This is a genomic window from Pseudooceanicola algae (assembly GCF_003590145.2).
GTDB lineage: Bacteria > Pseudomonadota > Alphaproteobacteria > Rhodobacterales > Rhodobacteraceae > Pseudooceanicola > Pseudooceanicola algae.
Genome location: NZ_CP060436.1, coordinates 411,165 through 428,997 on the forward strand (window position 1 = coordinate 411,165; position 17,833 = coordinate 428,997).

Genomic DNA, 17,833 nt, shown 5'->3' on the forward strand with positions numbered 1-17,833 from the left:
GGAGCCCCCAATGCAAAACTGGCTAGAGAGACAGGTCCCCAAAGTGGTCCTGGCACCTACCTTCGCCGCCATCCTCATTTTCGTCTACGGCTTCATCGGCTGGACCGCCTGGGTCTCGCTGACCAACTCCAAGTTGATGCCACGGTACGATCTTGTCGGATTCGGCCAATATACCAAGCTTTTCGCCACCCCACGCTGGGACACGGCGATGAACAACCTGTTCATATTCGGCGCGCTGTTCATCATCATCTCGATGGTGCTGGGCCTTCTGCTGGCGATCTTCCTCGACCAGAAGATCCGGACCGAAGGGGCGATCCGCACGATCTTCCTTTACCCGATGGCGCTGTCGATGATCGTTACCGGGACCGCGTGGAAGTGGATCCTCAATCCCGGTCTCGGGATTGAAGCCATGGTCCGCGGCTGGGGCTACGAGAATTTCACCTTCGACTGGCTGATCAACCCCGACATGGCGATCTATACCATTGTCCTTGCGGGTGTCTGGCAAAGCTCGGGCTTCGTGATGGCGCTGTTCCTGGCCGGGCTGCGGTCCGTGGACGGCGAGATCATCAAGGCCGCGCAGGTCGATGGCATTCCAACGCACCGGATCTACACGGCGATCATCATCCCCTCGATGGCACCGATCTTCCTGTCGGCCTTCATCGTGTTGTCGCACCTTGCCATCAAGAGCTTCGACCTTGTCATCGCGCTGACCGGCGGCGGGCCGGGCTATGCCACGGACCTGCCGGCCACCTACATGTACGCGATGGCGTTTTCGCGCGGGAACCTGGGTCAGGCGGCAAGTTCGGCCATGATCATGATGGCGGTCGTCTTCGCCATCGTCGTTCCCTACCTTTACTCTGAATTGAGGGCGAAACATGACTGATACGACCTTCGCCTCCCCCCGCGCCGGCAAACGCGGATCCTCCGGCCGGGCCAGCCGGATAGCGCTGCGCGTCGGGCTTTATGCGGTGCTGATCGTCTTCGCGATCTGGTATCTGCTGCCGCTCTTCGTGATGTTGACCACCTCGCTCAAATCGCTGGACGAAATTCGCACCGGGTCGCTTGTGGCGCTGCCGCGCGACGTGACCTTCGAGGCCTGGCGCACCGCCTGGTCCGGGGCCTGTTCCGGGATCAAGTGCGAGGGTCTGAAGCCCTACATGTGGAACTCGGTCCTGATCGCGGTGCCCGGCGTGGCGCTGTCGACTTTGATCGGGGCGCTCAATGGCTATGTCTTTGCGCAATGGACCTTCAAGGGGGCCAACCTGCTGTTCGCCCTGTTGCTGTTCGGCTGCTTCATCCCCTTCCAGGTGGTGCTGCTGCCGATGGCGCGGATGCTGGGTCTGCTCGGCATGGCCGGGACGATCCCCGGACTGATCCTGGTGCACACGGTCTATGGCCTCGGTTTCACCACGCTGTTCTTCCGCAACTACTATGTCACCATTCCCTATGAGCTGGTCCGGGCGGCCAAGATCGACGGCGCGGGTTTCTTCCGCATCTTCTGGTCGATCTTCCTGCCGCTGTCGCTGCCGATCATCGTGGTGACCGTCATCTGGCAATTCACCCAGATCTGGAACGACTTCCTGTTCGGGGTCAGCTTCAGCCAGTCGGGCACCCAGCCGGTGACCGTGGCGCTCAACAACATCGTCAATTCGACGACCGGCGTGAAGGAATACAACGTCGACATGGCCGCAGCGATCATTGCCGCCCTGCCGACCCTTCTCGTCTATGTCGTCGCAGGCAAGTACTTCATCCGCGGCCTCACGGCCGGTTCGGTGAAAGGATAAACCAATGGCTCCCATCCTCGACATCCAGAACCTCTACAAGAGCTACGGCCAGACCGAGATCCTCAAGGATATCAACGTGGCGATCGAACCCGGCGATTTCCTGGTGCTCGTCGGTCCTTCGGGCTGCGGCAAGTCCACGCTGCTGAACTGTATCGCCGGGCTGGAACCGATCACCGGCGGGAAGCTCGACATTGCCGGCAAGAACATGACCGATGTCTCGCCCAAGGACCGCGACATCGCCATGGTCTTCCAAAGCTATGCGCTTTACCCGACGATGACAGTGGCCAAGAACATCACCTTCGGCATGAAGGTGCGCGGCATCGACCAGGCGACCCAGGACAAGAAGCTGAAGGAAGTGGCCGAACTGTTGCAGATTTCTCCGCTTCTGCACCGCAAGCCGGGTCAGCTTTCGGGTGGTCAGCGTCAACGGGTCGCCATGGGCCGCGCCCTGGTGCGGGATCCGGCGCTGTTCCTCTTTGACGAACCGCTGTCGAACCTCGACGCCAAGCTGCGGGTCGAGATGCGTACCGAGATCAAGAAGCTGCACCAGACGCTGAACGCCTCGATCGTCTACGTCACCCACGACCAGATCGAAGCCATGACCCTGGCCACCAAGATCGTCGTGATGAAGGGCGGCGTGATCCAGCAGATCGGCACCCCGGCCGAGATCTACAACACGCCGGCGAACCTGTTCGTTGCCGACTTCATGGGCTCTCCCGCGATGAACCTGATCCCGGCCCGTGTGCAGCGCGATGGCCATGGTCACCGGATCGAGATCACCCGGATGAAGGGCGAGCCCCTGATCCTGGCGGATTCTCGGCCCCTCGACCTGCCGCAGGATGTCATCATCGGGCTGCGTCCCGAAGACATCGCCGAAGCGGGCTATCGCTCTGGCGAAGATGTGCAACAGGCCGCCTGCATGGTCGACATGGTCGAACCGGCCGGCGCGGATACCTATGTGGTGTCGCAACTGGGGGGCAAGTCTGTGACGGCGCGGCTGCATGCGGAAACCTCGGCTTTGGCGGGGCGCGAACTGGAGCTGGCTTTCGATCTGGGCAAGGCGAGCTATTTCGCACCGAAGACCGGCGAGCGGCTGAACTGAGCCTGCCTGCGACCGGCGCCGCCGGTTGGGGAAACGTGAACAAGGGCGGGCGCGGGCATCAAGCCGGCGCCCGTTTTTTGTTGGTCGGCAAGGATCTGCCCAAGCGGGGCTTCAGGCTTCGGAAGGTGCAACCGAAAGGTGCATTTGCGTGAGGGTCCCGCTAGGCTTTCTGCAAGGCCCCGCCATGAGGTCGGGCGCAGATCTGCCGAATGAAGGGGCCAGCATCATACCGATCCGATCCACAGGACCCGCGAACCCCGGGGCGGCCAGCCGGCGCCCATCACGCCGCAGCGCATTCCTGGTGCTTTCCATGGTGCTTGCCCTCTCGGCCTGCGGTCGCCCGCCAGAGGTCAAGGGCTTGATGAACCCGGCGCCGCTTGACGCCTCCGACCACCGCGCGCCTGGCATCCCGGCCTCCTTCGGCGATACCAGGCCGCATGACTGGTCGGCGCGCGCGCCTTCGGCCTATCCGGTCCACGGGATCGACGCGGCCCGATACCAGGGTCGCATCGACTGGTCCCGCGCGCAAAGGTCCGGTGTCAGCTTTGCCTGGTTGAAGGTGACCGAGGGCGGCGATCTTCTGGACCCTGGTTACGCCATCAACGCGCCCCAGGCCCGCGCCGCCGGGGTGCCGGTCGGCGGCTATCATTTTTACTACTTCTGCCGAACGGCGCGGGAACAGGCCGAATGGTTCATCCGCAACGTCCCCAAACGCGGCGGAGACCTGCCCCCTATGCTGGACATGGAGTGGAACCACACCTCCCCCACCTGCCAACGCCGCCCGCCGGCCGCAACGGTCCGCGCGGATATCACGACCTTCGCACAGATCGTCGCCCGGCACTACGGCACGGCTCCCGTGGTCTACACGACACCGGATTTCTACCGTGAAAACGGGCTGGGACAGTTGAGCGGCGTGGAGTTCTTTTTGCGCTCGACCACCGCCCACCCCTCGGTCAGGTATCCCGAGGAACGGTGGACCTTCTGGCAATATTCCGGCACCGGTGTTGTCCCCGGCGTGAATGGCATCGTCGACCTGAATGCCTTTGCCGGAGACCGCAGTGACTGGACACGCTGGCTCGGCTCCCGCCGACAACGTTAGGTTCGCGATGATGGCGCTGCGTCGGGTTCCGGAGGCCTCCGGCGGGAGTATTTCGGGCCAGATGACAGGGGAGCGGCTCTTCATCATCTGGCTGGAAATACTCCGGGGGTGAGGGGGCAGCGCCCCCTGCGCGGTTTCCGCGCGTAAGTGGCTCGACAGGCTTCCTGGGAGGGCCATTGCTTCGGAACCCTGCTGCGAACTGCCTCTTGCTGCGGCGTCGTCCGAGCCTGTTGTTCCTTAAGCACGCTCGGAGTATTTGCACGGCGCACGGGCTCTGTTAGTAGCGCTAACATAAACGCAGGACCTGCTCCGGGGGAATGGAATGAAACTGGTTTCTGATGTCGGCGGTACCAATGTCCGCTTTGCGCTTGCGCAGGGGAATGCAGTCCTGAAGGAGACGATCCGCAGTTTCCGCAATGATGATTTCGCCACCTGGTACGATGTGGCGAAACGCTATGTCTCAGAGGCCGGCGATCCGCCTCTGGAAACCATGGCCGTGGCTGTGGCGGGGCCGGTCAACCAGACTCAGGCCCGGCTGACGAACCGGGAATGGTATCTGGACGTCCGCGAAATGGACTCCCTGTTCAGCGTGCGCTCCCGCCTGATGAACGACCTCGAAGCGCTTGGCTATTCCGTGCCCTCGCTGACCGATGAGGGGTTGTTGCAGATCACGGCCGATTTCGCACCGTTCGGGGATCAGGCCCTGGTCGCGGGGATCGGCACGGGATTCAACGTTTCGCCCGTGGTGATCCGTCCCGAGGGGCCGATCGTGCCCAAGGCCGAACAGGGGCATGTGCAGCTTGCCTGGCGCAGTCGTGACCGGGTGAGCGCGCTCGCCGGGACCTCGGATCACGGCTACGAAACGGTCGAACATCTTTATTCGGGGCGCGGTTTCGACAAACTCTGGCAGCTTTGGTCCGGTGCCTCGGTCGGCGCGGCCGAGGCGATGGCGGCCGAAGATTTGCAGATGGCTGAATTCGTTCTTCACTACGCCGAACTGATGGCTTTCCTCGCGCAGGATCTGACGCTGGGGTTCCTGCCGGGGCAGGGGCTGCATTTTTCCGGTGGGGTGGCGCGGGCCGTGCTGACCAAGGGCGGCGCCAAGGCGTTTCGCGTAGCCTATTCCAAGCCGCTGGCGCTGGACACCTGTTCGCATGTGCCGGTGCGGGTGATCCTGGACGATACGGCAGCCTTGGCAGGGTGCGCAGCAGCCTGATTGCTGCCGCAGTTCATCGCCTGATGGATGGCATGGCGGTCCGGGGTATCCCGGCCGCAAGCCCGGCTTTCGACGGTCGAAAGACGACATGCGTGCTGCTGGTGATCGCGGTGCGCAGCCCGCGCATTTCAGGTGAGGCGATGGAGGAGATGGCAGCCCGTAGGGGAATCGAACCCCTCTTTCCAGGTTGAAAACCTGGCGTCCTAACCGATAGACGAACGGGCCATCTCATGTGCCTTGCGTTCTACCATCTTCCCGCTTCCAGACCGGGGTCTGGACTGAGCAACATACTGACATCCCGAAGTGTTTCCGAGAGCCTGCCTTGCTGCAGCGCGGGGAAAATGGCAGCCCGTAGGGGAATCGAACCCCTCTTTCCAGGTTGAAAACCTGGCGTCCTAACCGATAGACGAACGGGCCACGCTTGGCGTGAGGCGGGTTCTATGCAAAGGCCGCTACCGGTGCAAGGGGATTTTTCCGCCCCGGTTCAACTTTTTTCGCCACCTTGCGGGCGGGTCAGAAAGGGCGTCTAACCGTCGCTCGCGGGGGCTGCATCCTCCAGCCGAAGCTGCACGTTGCGGCGTCCGCCCCAGTCGTTGATCTCGAGCTTTCCGGCCAGGTGGAAGGGCCGCCCGCCATGCTGTTCCAGCGCCGGTCCGAGCGGCCCGTCATAGGCGCCAAAGCAGATCGCCTCGACCCGCTTGCCCATGCCGTCGTTGAAGCTGATCTTCAGGTGGGTGTCGCCGATACGTTTGGCAAAGCTGATCTTCTGGCCGGCAAAGGCAAAGCGCGGGGCAGGGGCCGAGGCGCCGTAGGGCCCGGCCGCTTCCAGCTGGTCGACCAGTTCGGGGGTGGCGGCACCGGGCATCAGCAACCCGTCGATCTTCAGGTCGCCCGGGCCGGCCGATCCTGCGCCCTGCTTTTCAAGCAGCTCGGACAGGCGCGCCATCGCGGCTTCCAGCTTGTCACGGGCCACGGTCAGACCGGCGGCCATCTTGTGCCCGCCGCCCTTTATCAGCAGCCCTTCGGCGGCCAGCTTCTGGATGCTCGCGCCAAGGTCGACCCCGGTCACGGACCGCCCCGATCCCTTGCCTTCGTCACCGTCCATCCCGATCACGATGGCGGGGCGGTTGGTGGCCTCCTTCAGGCGCGAGGCGACGATGCCGACCACGCCGGGGTGCCAGCCTTCGCCCGCCGCCCAGACAAGCGGCGCGTCCAGGCCGCGCTCTTCGGCCTGGACCATGGCGGCTGCGCGGACTTCGGCCTCGATCTCGCGGCGTTCGGTGTTCAGCTCGTCCAGGCGCTCGGCCATGGCGCGGGCCTCGACGGGTTCGTCGCTGGCCAGCAGCCGCGCGCCAAGGTCGGCCTGCCCGATGCGCCCGCCGGCGTTGACGCGCGGGCCCAGCAGGAAGCCAAGGTGATAGGCTGCAGGCGCGGTGTTCATCCGTGCGCAATCGGCCAGGGCGGTCAGGCCGGGGCGTTCGCGCCGCCCCATGACCCGAAGCCCCTGCCGGACCAGCGCGCGGTTGACGCCGATCAGCGGGGCGACATCGGCCACGGTCGCCAGTGCCACCAGGTCGAGCATGGCCATAAGGTCCGGGCCCTTGGCGCCTTCGTCGCGCATCTGGCGATTGGCCTCGACCAGCATCAGGAACACTACGGCGGCGGCACACAGATGGGCCAGCGCGCCGGTTTCGTCCTGTCGGTTGGGGTTCACGACGCCGATGCACTCGGGCAGGGTCTCGGAGCCAAGGTGGTGGTCCAGGATCACCACGTCGCAGGGCGCGGCGGCGACCGGTCCGTGGCTGAGCGTGCCGCAGTCGACGCAGATGATCAGGTCGTGCTGGGCGCCAAGCGCCTGCATGGCGGGCACGTTGGGGCCATAGCCTTCATCGATCCGGTCCGGGACATACAGCGTCGCGGTGCGCCCCATCTGGCGCAGCCAGTCGATCAGAAGCGCGGCCGAACTGCCGCCATCCACGTCGTAATCCGCGAAGATGGCGATCCTTTCGCGCTGTCGGACTGCGCGCAGGAACCGCGCCGCCACGGTCTCCATATCCAGCAGGGACCGGGGATCGGGCAGCAGATCCTGCAGGCGTGGTTCAAGAAAGGCCGCGGTCTCGCCCGGTCCCACGCCGCGCCGGGCCAGGATGCGGCACAGGGCTTCGGGCAGGTGATCGCTTTGCACCAGGGCCGCTGCCTGGCGTTCGATCCCGGCCGTAGGTCCGATCCAGCGCCGCCCGGTCAGAGAGGAGTCCACGTCCAGAAAGCTCATCTGTTTTCCTCGCATATCGCACTGTTCAGGGGCCGGAGCCGGCCGGCAAAGGGCGCGACAGTCGCCGGGCCCGAGGGCACAGATTTCTCTTTGCCCGCCGGCACCCGGCTAAAAGCCCGCCCGAATACCGCAAGCCGAAAACCCGAACCAATAGGCTGGGGCGCGCAGCCTAGACCGTCTCGATCCGCAGCGCGACGGGGTCGCCTTCGACGACGCCGGTGCCGGTCATGGCTACCAGGGCTTCGTCCAGCAGTTTGCGTTGTGTCTTGTGGGTCACGATCAGCACCGGGGCACGGCCGCCGGTATGGTCGTATTGCCGCATCCGGTGGATCGAGACGCCCGCTTCGCCCAGGACCGTAGCGATCTTGGCCAGGGCGCCGGGTTTGTCCTGAAGGGTCAGGCGCACGTAATAGGGGGCCGGCGTGGTTGAGGTCGCGGGCACGGCGTCTTCCAGCGAGGCGGCGGGCTGACCGAAGACCGGCAGGCGGAAGCCACGTGCAATGTCGCAAAGGTCGCCCAGAACGGCAGAGGCCGTTGGCCCCTCGCCCGCACCGGCGCCGCGCAGCACGATCTGGCCGACCGCGTCGCCTTCCAGCACCACCATGTTGGTGCCGCCTTCCAGCTGCCCCAGCGGGCTGGTCGCGGGCACCAGGCAGGGCGCCATGCGCTGTTCCAGCCCGCGCCCGGTCATCTGGCTGACGCCGAGCAGCTTGATGCGATAGCCCATGTCCTCGGCGGCGCGAATGTCGTCGATGGTGATGCGCCCAATTCCTTCCAGCTCCATCGCGTCGAAGGAGACCCGCGTGCCGAAGGCGACCGAAGCCAGCAGCGCCAGCTTGTGACCGGCGTCGATACCGCCCACGTCCAGCTGCGGATCGGCCTCGAGGTAGCCAAGGTCGGCGGCTTCCTGGAAGACGATGTCATAGGGCAGGCCCGCCGATTGCATCCGCGTCAGGATGTAATTGCAGGTGCCGTTCATCACGCCGATGACGCGCTGGATACGGTTGCCCGCAAGGCCTTCGGTCAGGGATTTCACCACCGGGATGCCCCCGGCAACGGCCGCTTCGAAGCGGATCACCCGCCCGGCGTCTTCGGCCAGTTCGGCCAGCGCCTGCCCGTGGATCGCCAGCATCGCCTTGTTGGCGGTGACCACGTCCTTGCCGGCCTTCAGCGCCGCTTCGGTCGCGGCCTTGGCCGGCCCGTCGGAGCCGCCCATCAGTTCGACGAAGACATCCACATCGTCGCGGGTGGCCAGGGCGACAGGATCGTCTTCCCAGGCGTAGCTGTCCAGCGAGATGCCGCGATCCTTGCCCCGGTTGCGGGCCGAAACCGCGCTCACGGTGATCTCGCGCCCGGTGCGGGCGCTCAGCATGGCGGCTTCCTTGCGCAGGATTTTCAACACGCCGGTGCCGACCGTCCCGAGGCCGGCAATTCCCAACCTGAGGGGCGCGGGGCGCAAAGGCTCGCTCATTGCAGTTCTCCTGATTACCCGGGTCTTTCCGAGGCAACGGCCTATCGCCTTCCGTGCAGCCTTGCAACGCGGCTTTTGCACGGATGGACCGGGCAGGGGGCCGGATCCGGGGGCGTTCGTCAGGCGGGAGGGCCGCCCGTGGTCAGTCGGCGGTCAGGCAGAGGCCCGCCATTCAGCTGTCGAATTCATAGTCCTGCAGCGCGCTGGCGCGGCGGCGCAGCGCCTCGGCCCGCGACAGAAGCGCGTCGTCGTCCTGTTCCGCGATCCGGGGCTGGGCGGCGCCGCTGGCAAGTATGCGGCTGGCCGGGATCAGCGTCGGATAGGGCGCCGCGCGCGCTTCCTGCGAGATAGGCGTATCCAGTTCGGAGGGCCGGTCACACCCCGTCAGCCCCACCAGAAGCAGTGCGGCGCAGGCGCTGGTCCATCGATCTGCCCGACGGCGGACACCAGCATGGTTCTGACGACTGACCTGATGATCGGCACGCTCCGCTGTCCGGTCCGCCGTCAGGATCGGCATCAGGGTCAGGGCCTTCCGGCAGGAAATGAGGCGGGGCAAGGCGATCATGTTCCAGCAGTGCCTCAGCTTCGCCGGCTTGGCAAGAAGCGCCTCTCGCTTTTGGGCAGAGGCTGCGGTAAGGGCAGGGATCTGACCAGCGGGAAGACGGGGACGATGTGATGACAGATGAGGTTCTGGCCCGGATAGATGCCAGCCCGGCGCGGCGCTTTTTCGGCGTCGGCGTGCTCGTGCTTCTGGCTGTGGCGGTGGGCAATATCGCCATGATGCCCGACAGCGCCAGTTTCGGACGCCGCATCCCGCTGTTTGCCGTGGCCGCCGTCCTGGTGTTCGGGGCCTGGTCGATGTCGAAGGCAACCGCCCTGGGGCTGGAATATACCGCGCAGGGCCTTCGGGACAGCTCGGGGCGCATGATCGCGCCCGAGGCGCTGATCCTGTCGGTGGATCGTGGCACTTTCGCCTTCAAGCCGTCGAACGGTTTCGTGCTGCGGCTGTCCTCTGCGCCGGGCCTCATGTTCCGCCCCGGTCTGTACTGGCGGATCGGCAAGCGGGCCGGCATCGGTGGCGTCCTGCGCGGGGCCGAGACGCGGGCCATGGCGGACATGATCACCCTGCGGCTGATGGAGCGCGACAGCGCAGCGGCGCAGGCAGGCAACGACCCCGCCAGCTGAGGGCTGACCCGGCGCCGTGCTGCAGTGCGGAACGCCGATGCTCTCTGTATCAATCATCTCAACAGGTTGGCGCGCCTTACCCATGCGGCAGTGCGGCGCAAGCCCGGAGTTTCGCCCGCATCCGCCGCCCGGGGTTGCCATTTGTGACCATGGCCAAGCAAGGTACCGGTGAACGGCAGTTTTTAATGGAACCATCACGGATTTGGTCCATCTTGCCGCCAAAGCCACTTGTTTGGCCAACCACCTGTTGGAGGGATAGGATGCAACCTGTCAAGGAACCCGGTTTCCGCCAGAGCGTCGAGCTCATGTTCAACCGGGCCGTCGCGCTGACGGATCTCAGCCCCGGTCTGGAAGAAAAGATCCGCGTCTGCAACGCGACCTATACGGTGCGCTTCGGGGTGCGCCTGCGCGGCAGCATCCATACCTTCACCGGCTATCGTTCAGTCCATTCCGAACATATGGAACCAGTCAAGGGCGGCATCCGCTATGCCCTGTCCGTCAACCAGAACGAGGTCGAGGCGCTGGCTGCGCTGATGACTTTCAAATGTGCCCTGGTCGAGGCGCCCTTCGGCGGCTCCAAGGGCGGGCTCTGCATCGACCCGCGCGAATGGGACGATCACGAGCTGGAACAGATCACCCGTCGCTTTGCCTATGAACTGATCAAGCGCGACATGATCAACCCGGCTCAGAACGTGCCCGCGCCTGATATGGGCACCGGCGAACGGGAAATGGCCTGGATGGCCGATCAATATGCGCGGATGAACACCACCGACATCAACGCCAGGGCCTGCGTCACCGGCAAGCCGCTGAATGCCGGCGGGATTGCCGGCCGGGTCGAGGCAACGGGGCGCGGCGTGCAATATGCGCTGCGCGAATTCTTCCGCGAACCGGCGGATGTTGCCAAGGCAGGCCTGACCGGTGGGTTGGACGGCAAGCGCGTGATCGTTCAGGGCCTTGGCAACGTCGGCTATCACGCGGCGCATTTCCTCAGCACCGAAGACGGGGCGAAGATCACCGGCGTGATCGAACGCGACGGCGCACTTTATGCCGAGGAAGGCCTGAACATCGACGCGCTGCGCGACTGGATCAGCACTCATGGCGGCGTGAAGGGCTTCCCCGAAGGGCAATATGTGGCGGATGGTGCCTCTGTCCTCGAAGAAGACTGCGACATTCTTATTCCGGCCGCCCTGGAAGGGGTGATAAACCTTGGCAACGCCGCCCGCATCATGGCCCCGCTGATCGTCGAGGCCGCCAACGGTCCGATCACCGCCGGGGCCGATGAAATCCTGCGCCACAAGGGGACGGTCGTCATCCCGGATCTTTACGTGAACGCGGGCGGTGTCACGGTGTCCTACTTCGAATGGGTCAAGAACCTCGGCCATATCCGCTTTGGTCGCATGGGCCGTCGCCAGGAAGAATCACGTCACCAGCTGATCGTGGACGAGCTGGAACGCCTGTCTGCCGACAGCGGCGTCGGCTGGCAGCTTTCCCCCGGTTTCAAGGAAAAGTACCTGCGCGGCGCAGGAGAGCTTGAACTGGTGCGCTCCGGCCTGGACGATACGATGCGGGTGGCGCTGCAGAACATGCGCGAAGTCTGGCATGGCCGCAGCGATGTCGAGGACCTGCGTACATCGGCCTATCTGGTGGCGATCGACCGCGTTGCGGCCAGTTACCGCGCCAAGGGTCTCTGAGGTCCGGAATCCTGACGTCGAATATCTGGCGCCACGCGCCGCGCCGGGCCCTCGATGGGCCCGGCGCGGCGCGTGGCGCCAGATAGTGTGCGGGGCATGACGTTCTGATCGGAGGGACTCCGCCATACGCCGCCGGTTTCCCGGTTCAGGCGCTGTGGCGGTAGCGGATCACGCAGCGTTCCAGGAAATGCTCGATCTTGCTGCCCCAGTTTTCCCTCGCGATTTCCGGTGACGTCAGATGCAGTTGCGCGACCGGATCGCGGCCCGTCAGGCTTTCGAGTTCGGCAAATACGCCATCGGCGGAATCGTCATCGTGCGAGGTGCAGAGAAAGGCGATCCGATCCGGCAGGGCGGGGCGCATTTCCAGCCATTGCCGCAGCGCCGGGGCGATATGGCTTTGGCAGGCCGGCGTGCCAAGGATCATGAGGTCACTGCGATGCCAGGGCTGATCGGGTACGAGGATACCGGGCTGCTTGGGACGCAGCGCCGAGATCTTGCGGCGCAGCGCGGCCCTGACACCGGTTTCCGGGTCCGGGGCTTCGATTTCATGCAACTGGGCGCCCAGTTGCCAGGCTAGCTCTTCGGCGACCGTCAAAGTTTCACCGGCCGAACCGTCGAGCAGGATACGGCATGTCATTGCTTTCCCCCAATCGTCACGGAAGTGATGCCGATCCATCACCGAAGTGTCATCCGCCGAAAGGCGCTCTGGACGCTTTGCAGGCCATTTCCGCCTGATTTTACTTCATGTCGATTAAATTTACGGCATTTGCATTCCATGGATTGCCTCTGCGGCGCCATGTTGCTTTGCTCCGGATGAGAACAGGCGCCGGGCAGGGGCTGCGCGGGATGCGGAGTCCTGGTCGGCAAGAAGGAGCAGCGCATGGCGGGACTCGGGCGATTTTCCGGTCTTCGGGTCCTGAAGGAAGGGGTCTCCGGCAATCGGGGCTGGGCGCCGCAGTGGCGCGATCCGGCGCCGAAACCGGCCTATGACATCGTGATCATCGGCGGGGGTGGGCACGGGCTGGCGACGGCCTTTTACCTGGCGCAGGCACATGGGCTGAAGAACGTCGCGGTGCTGGAAAAGGGCTATCTCGGCGGCGGCAATGTCGGGCGCAACACGACCATCGTGCGGGCCAATTACTTTCTGCCGGGCAATTCCGAATTCTATTCCCATTCCCTGAAGCTTTGGGAAGGGCTGGAACAGACGTTGAATTACAACGTCATGCACAGCCAGCGGGGGCTGATCAACCTGTTCCATTCCGATGGTCAGCGTGACGCCTTCTGCCGGCGTGGCAATGCCATGGTGAACCAGGGCGACGATGCCGAGTTGCTGGACCGCGACGGGGTGCGGCGGCATCTGCCCTATCTCGATTTCGATCAGGCGCGCTTTCCGATCCACGGTGGGCTGCTGCACCGGCGCGGCGGCACCGCGCGTCATGACGCGGTGGCCTGGGGCTATGCCCGTGGGGCTTCGGACCGGGGCGTCGATCTGATCCAGAATTGCGAAGTCACCGGCATCGATACCGAGGCCGGCCGGGTCACCGGTGTGCAGACCAGCCGGGGCGCGATCCGCGCCCGCAAGGTGGCGATCGTGACCGCCGGACGATCCGGGCAGGTGGCGGCCATGGCCGGTCTGCGCCTGCCGATCGAAAGCCATGTGTTGCAGGCCTTCGTGACCGAAGGGGTGAAGCCGGTGATCGACCACGTTGTCAGCTTCGGCATGGGCCATTTCTACATCAGCCAGTCCGACAAGGGCGGACTGGTCTTTGGCGGCGATCTCGATTTCTATCCCTCCTATGCACAGCGCGGCAACCTGCCGATGCAGGAGCATGTGATGGAGGCCGCTATGACCCTGATGCCGATGATCGGAAAGGCTCGGGTATTGCGGTCCTGGGGCGGGATCATGGACATGACGCCGGATGGTTCGCCGATCATCGACAAGTCGGGGATCGAGGGGCTCTACCTTGATTGCGGCTGGTGCTACGGCGGCTTCAAGGCGGTGCCGGGATCGGGGTTCGCGCTGGCGCATCTGATTGCCACCGACCGCCCCCACGACAGCGCCGCAAAGCTGCGGCTGGACCGGTTCCGCGACGGTCATGGACTGATGGACGAAGAAGGGACCGGCGCGCAGCACAACCTGCACTGAAGCCGGAAAGGGATACCGTATGATCCTGCTGGAAAACGATGGAACAAGGGCCCCCGAATGCGTCTGACCTGTCCCCATTGCGGGTCCCGCGACCTGCGCGAATTCACCTTTCGCGGGGCCGTTCTGGCACGGCCCGAGGCCGCAAGCGGCGACACCCCGGCGGAGGAATGGTCGAAGGATTGGCACGGCTATCTGCATCTGCGCGACAATCCGGCGGGCCTGTCGCGCGAATACTGGTCCCATGAGATGGGCTGCGCGGCTTTCCTTGTCGTCACCCGCGACACCCGCACCCATGAGGTCCATTCCGTCACCCTGGCAGTGGAGACTCCGGCATGAGGCTGTCGTCGGGTGGGCTGATCGACCGCGACGCCCCGGTCACCTTCCGGTTCGAGGGGCGCGATTATACCGGCCTTGCGGGGGATACGCTGGCCTCGGCGCTGATGGCGAACGGGGTGGGCGTGCTGGCGCGCAGTTTCAAGTACCACCGCCCGCGCGGCGTGTTTTCCGCCGGCAGTGAAGAACCCAATGCCCTCGTGACCATCGGGCGCGGCGCTGCGGCAGAGCCAAATGTCCGTGCCACGATGCAGGAGATCCACACCGGGCTGGAAGCCTTCGGTCAGAACGCCTGGCCTTCGGTTGCCTTCGACGTGATGGAGATCAATGACCTTGCCGCCGATTTCCTAGGTGCTGGATTTTACTACAAGACCTTCATGTGGCCCAAAAAGGCCTGGGAAAAGCTGTATGAGCCGCTGATCCGCCGGGCAGCGGGGCTGGGGGCGCTGTCGGGCGCGCATGACCCGGATCCCAACGAAAAGGCCTTTGCCCATTGCGATCTGCTGGTGATCGGGGCGGGGCCGTCCGGGTTGATGGCGGCCTGGACGGCGGCGCAGGCCGGGGCGGATGTCATCCTTTGCGACGAGGATGCGCGCCCGGGTGGTCGCTTGCTGGCCGAGGTCGAACAGATCGACGGCGCCCCGGCGCTGGCCTGGGTGGCGCGCATGGTCGCGGCCCTGCGCGCCATGGACAACGTCCGCCTCATGACCCGCACCACCGTGACCGGCGTTTACGACGGCGGCACCTTTGGGGCGTTGGAGCGGGTCTCGCGCCACGCCCCCCGTGCCCCGCTGGCGCCAGTCGATTGTTTCTGGCGCATTCAGGCCCGGCGCACGATCCTGGCGGCGGGGGCCATCGAGCGCCCGATCGCCCTGACCAACAACGACCGCCCCGGCGTCATGCTGGCCGGGGCCCTGCGCGCCTATGTGAACCGCTATGCGGTCGCGCCGGGGCGTGCAGTGACGGTCTTTGGCAACAATGATGATGCGCATCGCACCGCCCGCGACCTGCTTGCCGCCGGGGTGCATGTGGCCGCCCTTGTCGATGCCCGGCCCGAGGCCGTGACCGATCTGCCGGTGCCCTTCCACGCGGGTGCGGTCGTTTCGGCAGTCTTCGGGCATACCAAGGTCGAAGCGGTGGCGATCCGAGAGGCCTCGGGCCGGGAACACAAGCTGCAATGCGATTGCCTTGCGCTGTCGGGGGGCTGGAACCCGTCGATCCATCTGACCTGTCACCTGAATGGGCGGCCCGTCTGGGATGAAACCCTTGCTGCTTTTTTGGCCCAACCGGGTGCGGTACCGGGCCTGTTCCCGGCCGGGGCGGCGGCGGGGGTCTTTTCGACCGCCGATTGCCTGGCGTCGGGGGCAGAGCAGGCCTGCGTGGCGCTGCGCGACCTTGGGCTTAAGGCGCCGGACCCCTCGCTGCCGGAGGCCGAACAGCGCGGGTATAGCATCACCCCGCTCTGGCAGGTGCCGGGGCGCGGGCGCAAACCGGGGCGCGCATGGCTGGATCTGCAGAACGACGTGACCGTGAAGGACGTGCGCGGCGCGGCGACGGAAAATTTCCGCTCGGTCGAGCACATGAAGCGCTATACCACCCAGGGCATGGCCCCCGATCAGGGCAAGACGTCGAATATCGGCGCGCTTGCGGTGCTGGCCGATGCCACCGGGCGCGACCTGCCGCAGACCGGGACGACCACCTATCGCCCACCCTTCGTGCCCGTACCCATTGCGGCGATGGGGGCAGGGGGGCGCGGGACCGGCTTTGCCCCGCAGCGATTCACCACCAGTCACGATGCCTCGGTCACCATGAACGCCCCGATGATCGAGGCGGGGCTGTGGTATCGCCCCGGATACTTCCCCCGCGCGGGCGAAGTCACCTGGCGCCAGGCCTGCGACCGAGAGGTCCTGATGGTGCGCAACCATGTCGGCATCTGCGATGTCTCGACCCTGGGCAAGATCGACATTCAGGGGCGGGATGCGGCGCGGTTCCTCGACTTCGTCTATACCAACCGGTTTTCGACGCTGAAGCAGGGCCGGGTGCGCTATGGCCTGATGTTGCGCGAAGATGGCCATGTCATGGACGATGGCACCACGGCGCGGCTGGGGCCGGATCACTATGTCATGACCACGACAACCGCCGCCGCCGGGCAGGTGATGCTGCACCTCGAATTCGCGGCCCAGGTGCTGCGGCCCGACTGGGACGTGCACCTGGCCTCGGTCACCGAACAATGGGCGCAATTCGCCGTTGCCGGGCCGCAATCGCGCGCCCTGTTGCAGGACCTGCTGGGCATGGACCTGTCGCCGGCGGCCTTCCCCTTCATGGCCTGCGGTGCGGTGGAGGTCGGCGGGGTCGGGGGGCGGTTGTTCCGGATCTCCTTCTCGGGGGAACTGGCCTATGAAATCGCGGTCCCGGCGCGCTATGGCGAAAGCCTGTTCCGCCAGTTGGTCGCGCGGGCCGAGGCGCTGGACGGCGGGGCCTACGGGATGGAGGCGCTGAACATCCTGCGGCTGGAAAAGGGCCTGCTGACCCATGCCGAACTGCATGGCCGCACCACAGCCTTCGACCTTGGCCTGCAGCGGATGATGTCACAAGCCAAACCCTTTATCGGTCAGGCTGCTGCCTCCCGCCCCGGTCTGATAGATGGCGAACGCGAACAGCTTGTCGGGCTGCGGCCGGTCGGAACGGTCAAGCAGATGACCGCCGGGGCCTTCCTGTTCGAAGAAGACGCCGCGCCGCAGCGCCAAAATGCCCAAGGGTACATCACCTCGGCCGGGTTTTCCCCGACGCTGCAAAGCACCCTTGCCCTCGGGTTTCTTGCGAACGGGCCGGACCGGCATGGCGAAACCCTGCGCATGGTGGATCATCTGCGCGGCGTCGTCGCGCTCTGCGAGGTGTGCGATCCCGTGTTCCTTGACCCGGAAGGAGACCGCGCCCGTGGCTGATCCCCTGATCCTGAGCGCCCAGAATGCCCTGCCGCAAGGCGAGGCGGCGCGGCTGGCCGGCACCGCGATCACGGTGCTGCCGATGGCGCGGCTGACCTCGCTGATGGCGGGGAGGCAAGTGGGCGACCTGGCGGAGGCCCTGCAGCGGGTCTATGGGCTGGCATTGCCGGAGTCGGGGCGCTCGGCGCGCAACGGGACGGCAGAGATCAAATGGTTCGGGCATCGTCACTACCTGCTGATCGGCGCGGACCCTGCGCCGCTGGCGCAACTGGCTGCAATGACCGATCAATCCGACGCCTGGGCCACGGTCCTGATCGAGGGGCCAAAGGCGCGCGATGTGCTGGCCCGGCTCTGCCCGCTGGATCTGCGGGCCGCCCGCTTTGTTCCCGGCGCCACGGCGCGCAGCGAGATCCGGCACATGATGGCCAGCGTGACGCGGGTGTCCGAGGACGGGTTCCGCCTGATGGTCTTCCGCTCCATGGGCCAGACCCTGCTGTCCGAACTGCGCGCGACACTGACCATGGTTGCGGCCCGGCCTTCCGCTTGATCCGCGCCCCGGCCTGACCGACGCCCAGGCCGGGCGCGCCTC

15 protein-coding genes and 2 tRNA genes are annotated in these 17,833 nt (G+C 65.5%); 11 read left to right on the top strand and 6 right to left on the bottom strand.

What is annotated here, in order from left to right:
• Positions 1-10 precede the first annotated feature (10 nt).
• The 5 genes from PSAL_RS01960 (at position 11) to PSAL_RS01980 (ending at position 5,201) form a co-directional block, all read left to right on the top strand.
• On the top strand, positions 11-883 hold the full coding sequence (locus PSAL_RS01960; RefSeq protein ID WP_119839741.1) for a carbohydrate ABC transporter permease: 873 nt from the start codon (positions 11-13) through the stop codon (positions 881-883).
• Positions 876-1,784, top strand: a complete 909-nt coding sequence (locus PSAL_RS01965; protein WP_119839740.1) for a carbohydrate ABC transporter permease — start codon at positions 876-878, stop codon at positions 1,782-1,784. Before PSAL_RS01960 ends, PSAL_RS01965 begins: the two co-directional genes overlap by 8 nt.
• 4 nt (positions 1,785-1,788) lie before the next feature.
• Positions 1,789-2,886, top strand: coding sequence for an ABC transporter ATP-binding protein (locus PSAL_RS01970; RefSeq protein WP_119839739.1), 1,098 nt, complete (start codon positions 1,789-1,791; stop codon positions 2,884-2,886).
• A 310-nt stretch (positions 2,887-3,196) separates the two neighbouring features.
• Positions 3,197-3,985 carry a glycoside hydrolase family 25 protein gene (locus tag PSAL_RS01975; protein WP_119839771.1) on the top strand — a complete coding sequence of 263 codons (789 nt, stop codon included), beginning with the start codon at positions 3,197-3,199 and terminating at the stop codon, positions 3,983-3,985.
• Between the two features lie 322 nt (positions 3,986-4,307).
• Entirely contained in the window at positions 4,308-5,201 is an 894-nt protein-coding gene (locus tag PSAL_RS01980; RefSeq protein ID WP_119839738.1) for a glucokinase, read from the top strand.
• Between the two features lie 150 nt (positions 5,202-5,351).
• Here PSAL_RS01980 and PSAL_RS01985 read toward each other — a convergent pair.
• From PSAL_RS01985 to PSAL_RS02005, 5 genes are all read right to left on the bottom strand, one after another.
• A tRNA-Glu gene (locus tag PSAL_RS01985) sits at positions 5,352-5,426 on the bottom strand.
• A 117-nt stretch (positions 5,427-5,543) separates the two neighbouring features.
• Positions 5,544-5,618, bottom strand: a tRNA-Glu gene (locus PSAL_RS01990).
• Between the two features lie 109 nt (positions 5,619-5,727).
• On the bottom strand, positions 5,728-7,473 hold the full coding sequence (gene recJ, locus PSAL_RS01995) for a single-stranded-DNA-specific exonuclease RecJ (protein WP_119839737.1): 1,746 nt from the start codon (positions 7,471-7,473) through the stop codon (positions 5,728-5,730).
• 169 nt (positions 7,474-7,642) lie between these two features.
• A complete protein-coding gene (locus tag PSAL_RS02000; protein WP_119839736.1) occupies positions 7,643-8,944 on the bottom strand; it encodes a homoserine dehydrogenase in 1,302 nt (433 codons plus the stop codon).
• Between the two features lie 172 nt (positions 8,945-9,116).
• The gene (locus PSAL_RS02005; RefSeq protein WP_119839735.1) at positions 9,117-9,509 is read right to left on the bottom strand and encodes a hypothetical protein; all 393 of its coding nucleotides are present in this window, start codon (positions 9,507-9,509) and stop codon (positions 9,117-9,119) included.
• A 110-nt stretch (positions 9,510-9,619) separates the two neighbouring features.
• Here PSAL_RS02005 and PSAL_RS02010 point away from each other — a divergent pair, with 110 nt between their 5' ends.
• The gene (locus tag PSAL_RS02010; RefSeq protein ID WP_119839734.1) at positions 9,620-10,129 is read left to right on the top strand and encodes a hypothetical protein; all 510 of its coding nucleotides are present in this window, start codon (positions 9,620-9,622) and stop codon (positions 10,127-10,129) included.
• Between the two features lie 260 nt (positions 10,130-10,389).
• Complete coding sequence (locus PSAL_RS02015; RefSeq protein WP_119839733.1) at positions 10,390-11,820, top strand: Glu/Leu/Phe/Val family dehydrogenase; 1,431 nt, start codon at positions 10,390-10,392, stop codon at positions 11,818-11,820.
• A 145-nt stretch (positions 11,821-11,965) separates the two neighbouring features.
• Here the strand turns inward: PSAL_RS02015 and PSAL_RS02020 are convergent, their stop codons facing one another.
• On the bottom strand, positions 11,966-12,457 hold the full coding sequence (locus tag PSAL_RS02020; RefSeq protein WP_147407639.1) for a hypothetical protein: 492 nt from the start codon (positions 12,455-12,457) through the stop codon (positions 11,966-11,968).
• 243 nt (positions 12,458-12,700) lie between these two features.
• Between PSAL_RS02020 and PSAL_RS02025 the strand changes: the two genes are divergently transcribed.
• Genes PSAL_RS02025 through PSAL_RS02040 form a run of 4 tightly spaced genes read left to right on the top strand, consistent with a single transcriptional unit; the run spans position 12,701 to position 17,791 of the window.
• Complete coding sequence (locus PSAL_RS02025; protein WP_119839731.1) at positions 12,701-13,966, top strand: sarcosine oxidase subunit beta family protein; 1,266 nt, start codon at positions 12,701-12,703, stop codon at positions 13,964-13,966.
• Between the two features lie 57 nt (positions 13,967-14,023).
• Positions 14,024-14,302 carry a sarcosine oxidase subunit delta gene (locus PSAL_RS02030; protein WP_119839730.1) on the top strand — a complete coding sequence of 93 codons (279 nt, stop codon included), beginning with the start codon at positions 14,024-14,026 and terminating at the stop codon, positions 14,300-14,302.
• Entirely contained in the window at positions 14,299-17,244 is a 2,946-nt protein-coding gene (locus PSAL_RS02035; RefSeq protein WP_119839729.1) for a sarcosine oxidase subunit alpha family protein, read from the top strand. Before PSAL_RS02030 ends, PSAL_RS02035 begins: the two co-directional genes overlap by 4 nt.
• The gene (locus PSAL_RS02040; RefSeq protein WP_196222814.1) at positions 17,237-17,791 is read left to right on the top strand and encodes a sarcosine oxidase subunit gamma; all 555 of its coding nucleotides are present in this window, start codon (positions 17,237-17,239) and stop codon (positions 17,789-17,791) included. Before PSAL_RS02035 ends, PSAL_RS02040 begins: the two co-directional genes overlap by 8 nt.
• Positions 17,792-17,833: the final 42 nt, after the last annotated feature.

Coding starts and splice junctions, on each gene's coding strand:
- PSAL_RS02025 (WP_119839731.1), top strand. CDS start 12,701: ATGGCGGGACTCGGGCGATTTTCCGGTCTTCGGGTCCTGAAGGAAGGG.
- PSAL_RS01970 (WP_119839739.1), top strand. CDS start 1,789: ATGGCTCCCATCCTCGACATCCAGAACCTCTACAAGAGCTACGGCCAG.
- PSAL_RS02030 (WP_119839730.1), top strand. CDS start 14,024: ATGCGTCTGACCTGTCCCCATTGCGGGTCCCGCGACCTGCGCGAATTC.
- PSAL_RS02020 (WP_147407639.1), bottom strand. CDS start 12,457: ATGACATGCCGTATCCTGCTCGACGGTTCGGCCGGTGAAACTTTGACG.
- PSAL_RS02035 (WP_119839729.1), top strand. CDS start 14,299: ATGAGGCTGTCGTCGGGTGGGCTGATCGACCGCGACGCCCCGGTCACC.
- PSAL_RS02010 (WP_119839734.1), top strand. CDS start 9,620: ATGACAGATGAGGTTCTGGCCCGGATAGATGCCAGCCCGGCGCGGCGC.
- PSAL_RS01980 (WP_119839738.1), top strand. CDS start 4,308: ATGAAACTGGTTTCTGATGTCGGCGGTACCAATGTCCGCTTTGCGCTT.
- PSAL_RS01975 (WP_119839771.1), top strand. CDS start 3,197: ATGGTGCTTGCCCTCTCGGCCTGCGGTCGCCCGCCAGAGGTCAAGGGC.
- PSAL_RS02000 (WP_119839736.1), bottom strand. CDS start 8,944: ATGAGCGAGCCTTTGCGCCCCGCGCCCCTCAGGTTGGGAATTGCCGGC.
- PSAL_RS01965 (WP_119839740.1), top strand. CDS start 876: ATGACTGATACGACCTTCGCCTCCCCCCGCGCCGGCAAACGCGGATCC.
- PSAL_RS02015 (WP_119839733.1), top strand. CDS start 10,390: ATGCAACCTGTCAAGGAACCCGGTTTCCGCCAGAGCGTCGAGCTCATG.
- PSAL_RS01960 (WP_119839741.1), top strand. CDS start 11: ATGCAAAACTGGCTAGAGAGACAGGTCCCCAAAGTGGTCCTGGCACCT.
- recJ (WP_119839737.1), bottom strand. CDS start 7,473: ATGAGCTTTCTGGACGTGGACTCCTCTCTGACCGGGCGGCGCTGGATC.
- PSAL_RS02005 (WP_119839735.1), bottom strand. CDS start 9,509: ATGATCGCCTTGCCCCGCCTCATTTCCTGCCGGAAGGCCCTGACCCTG.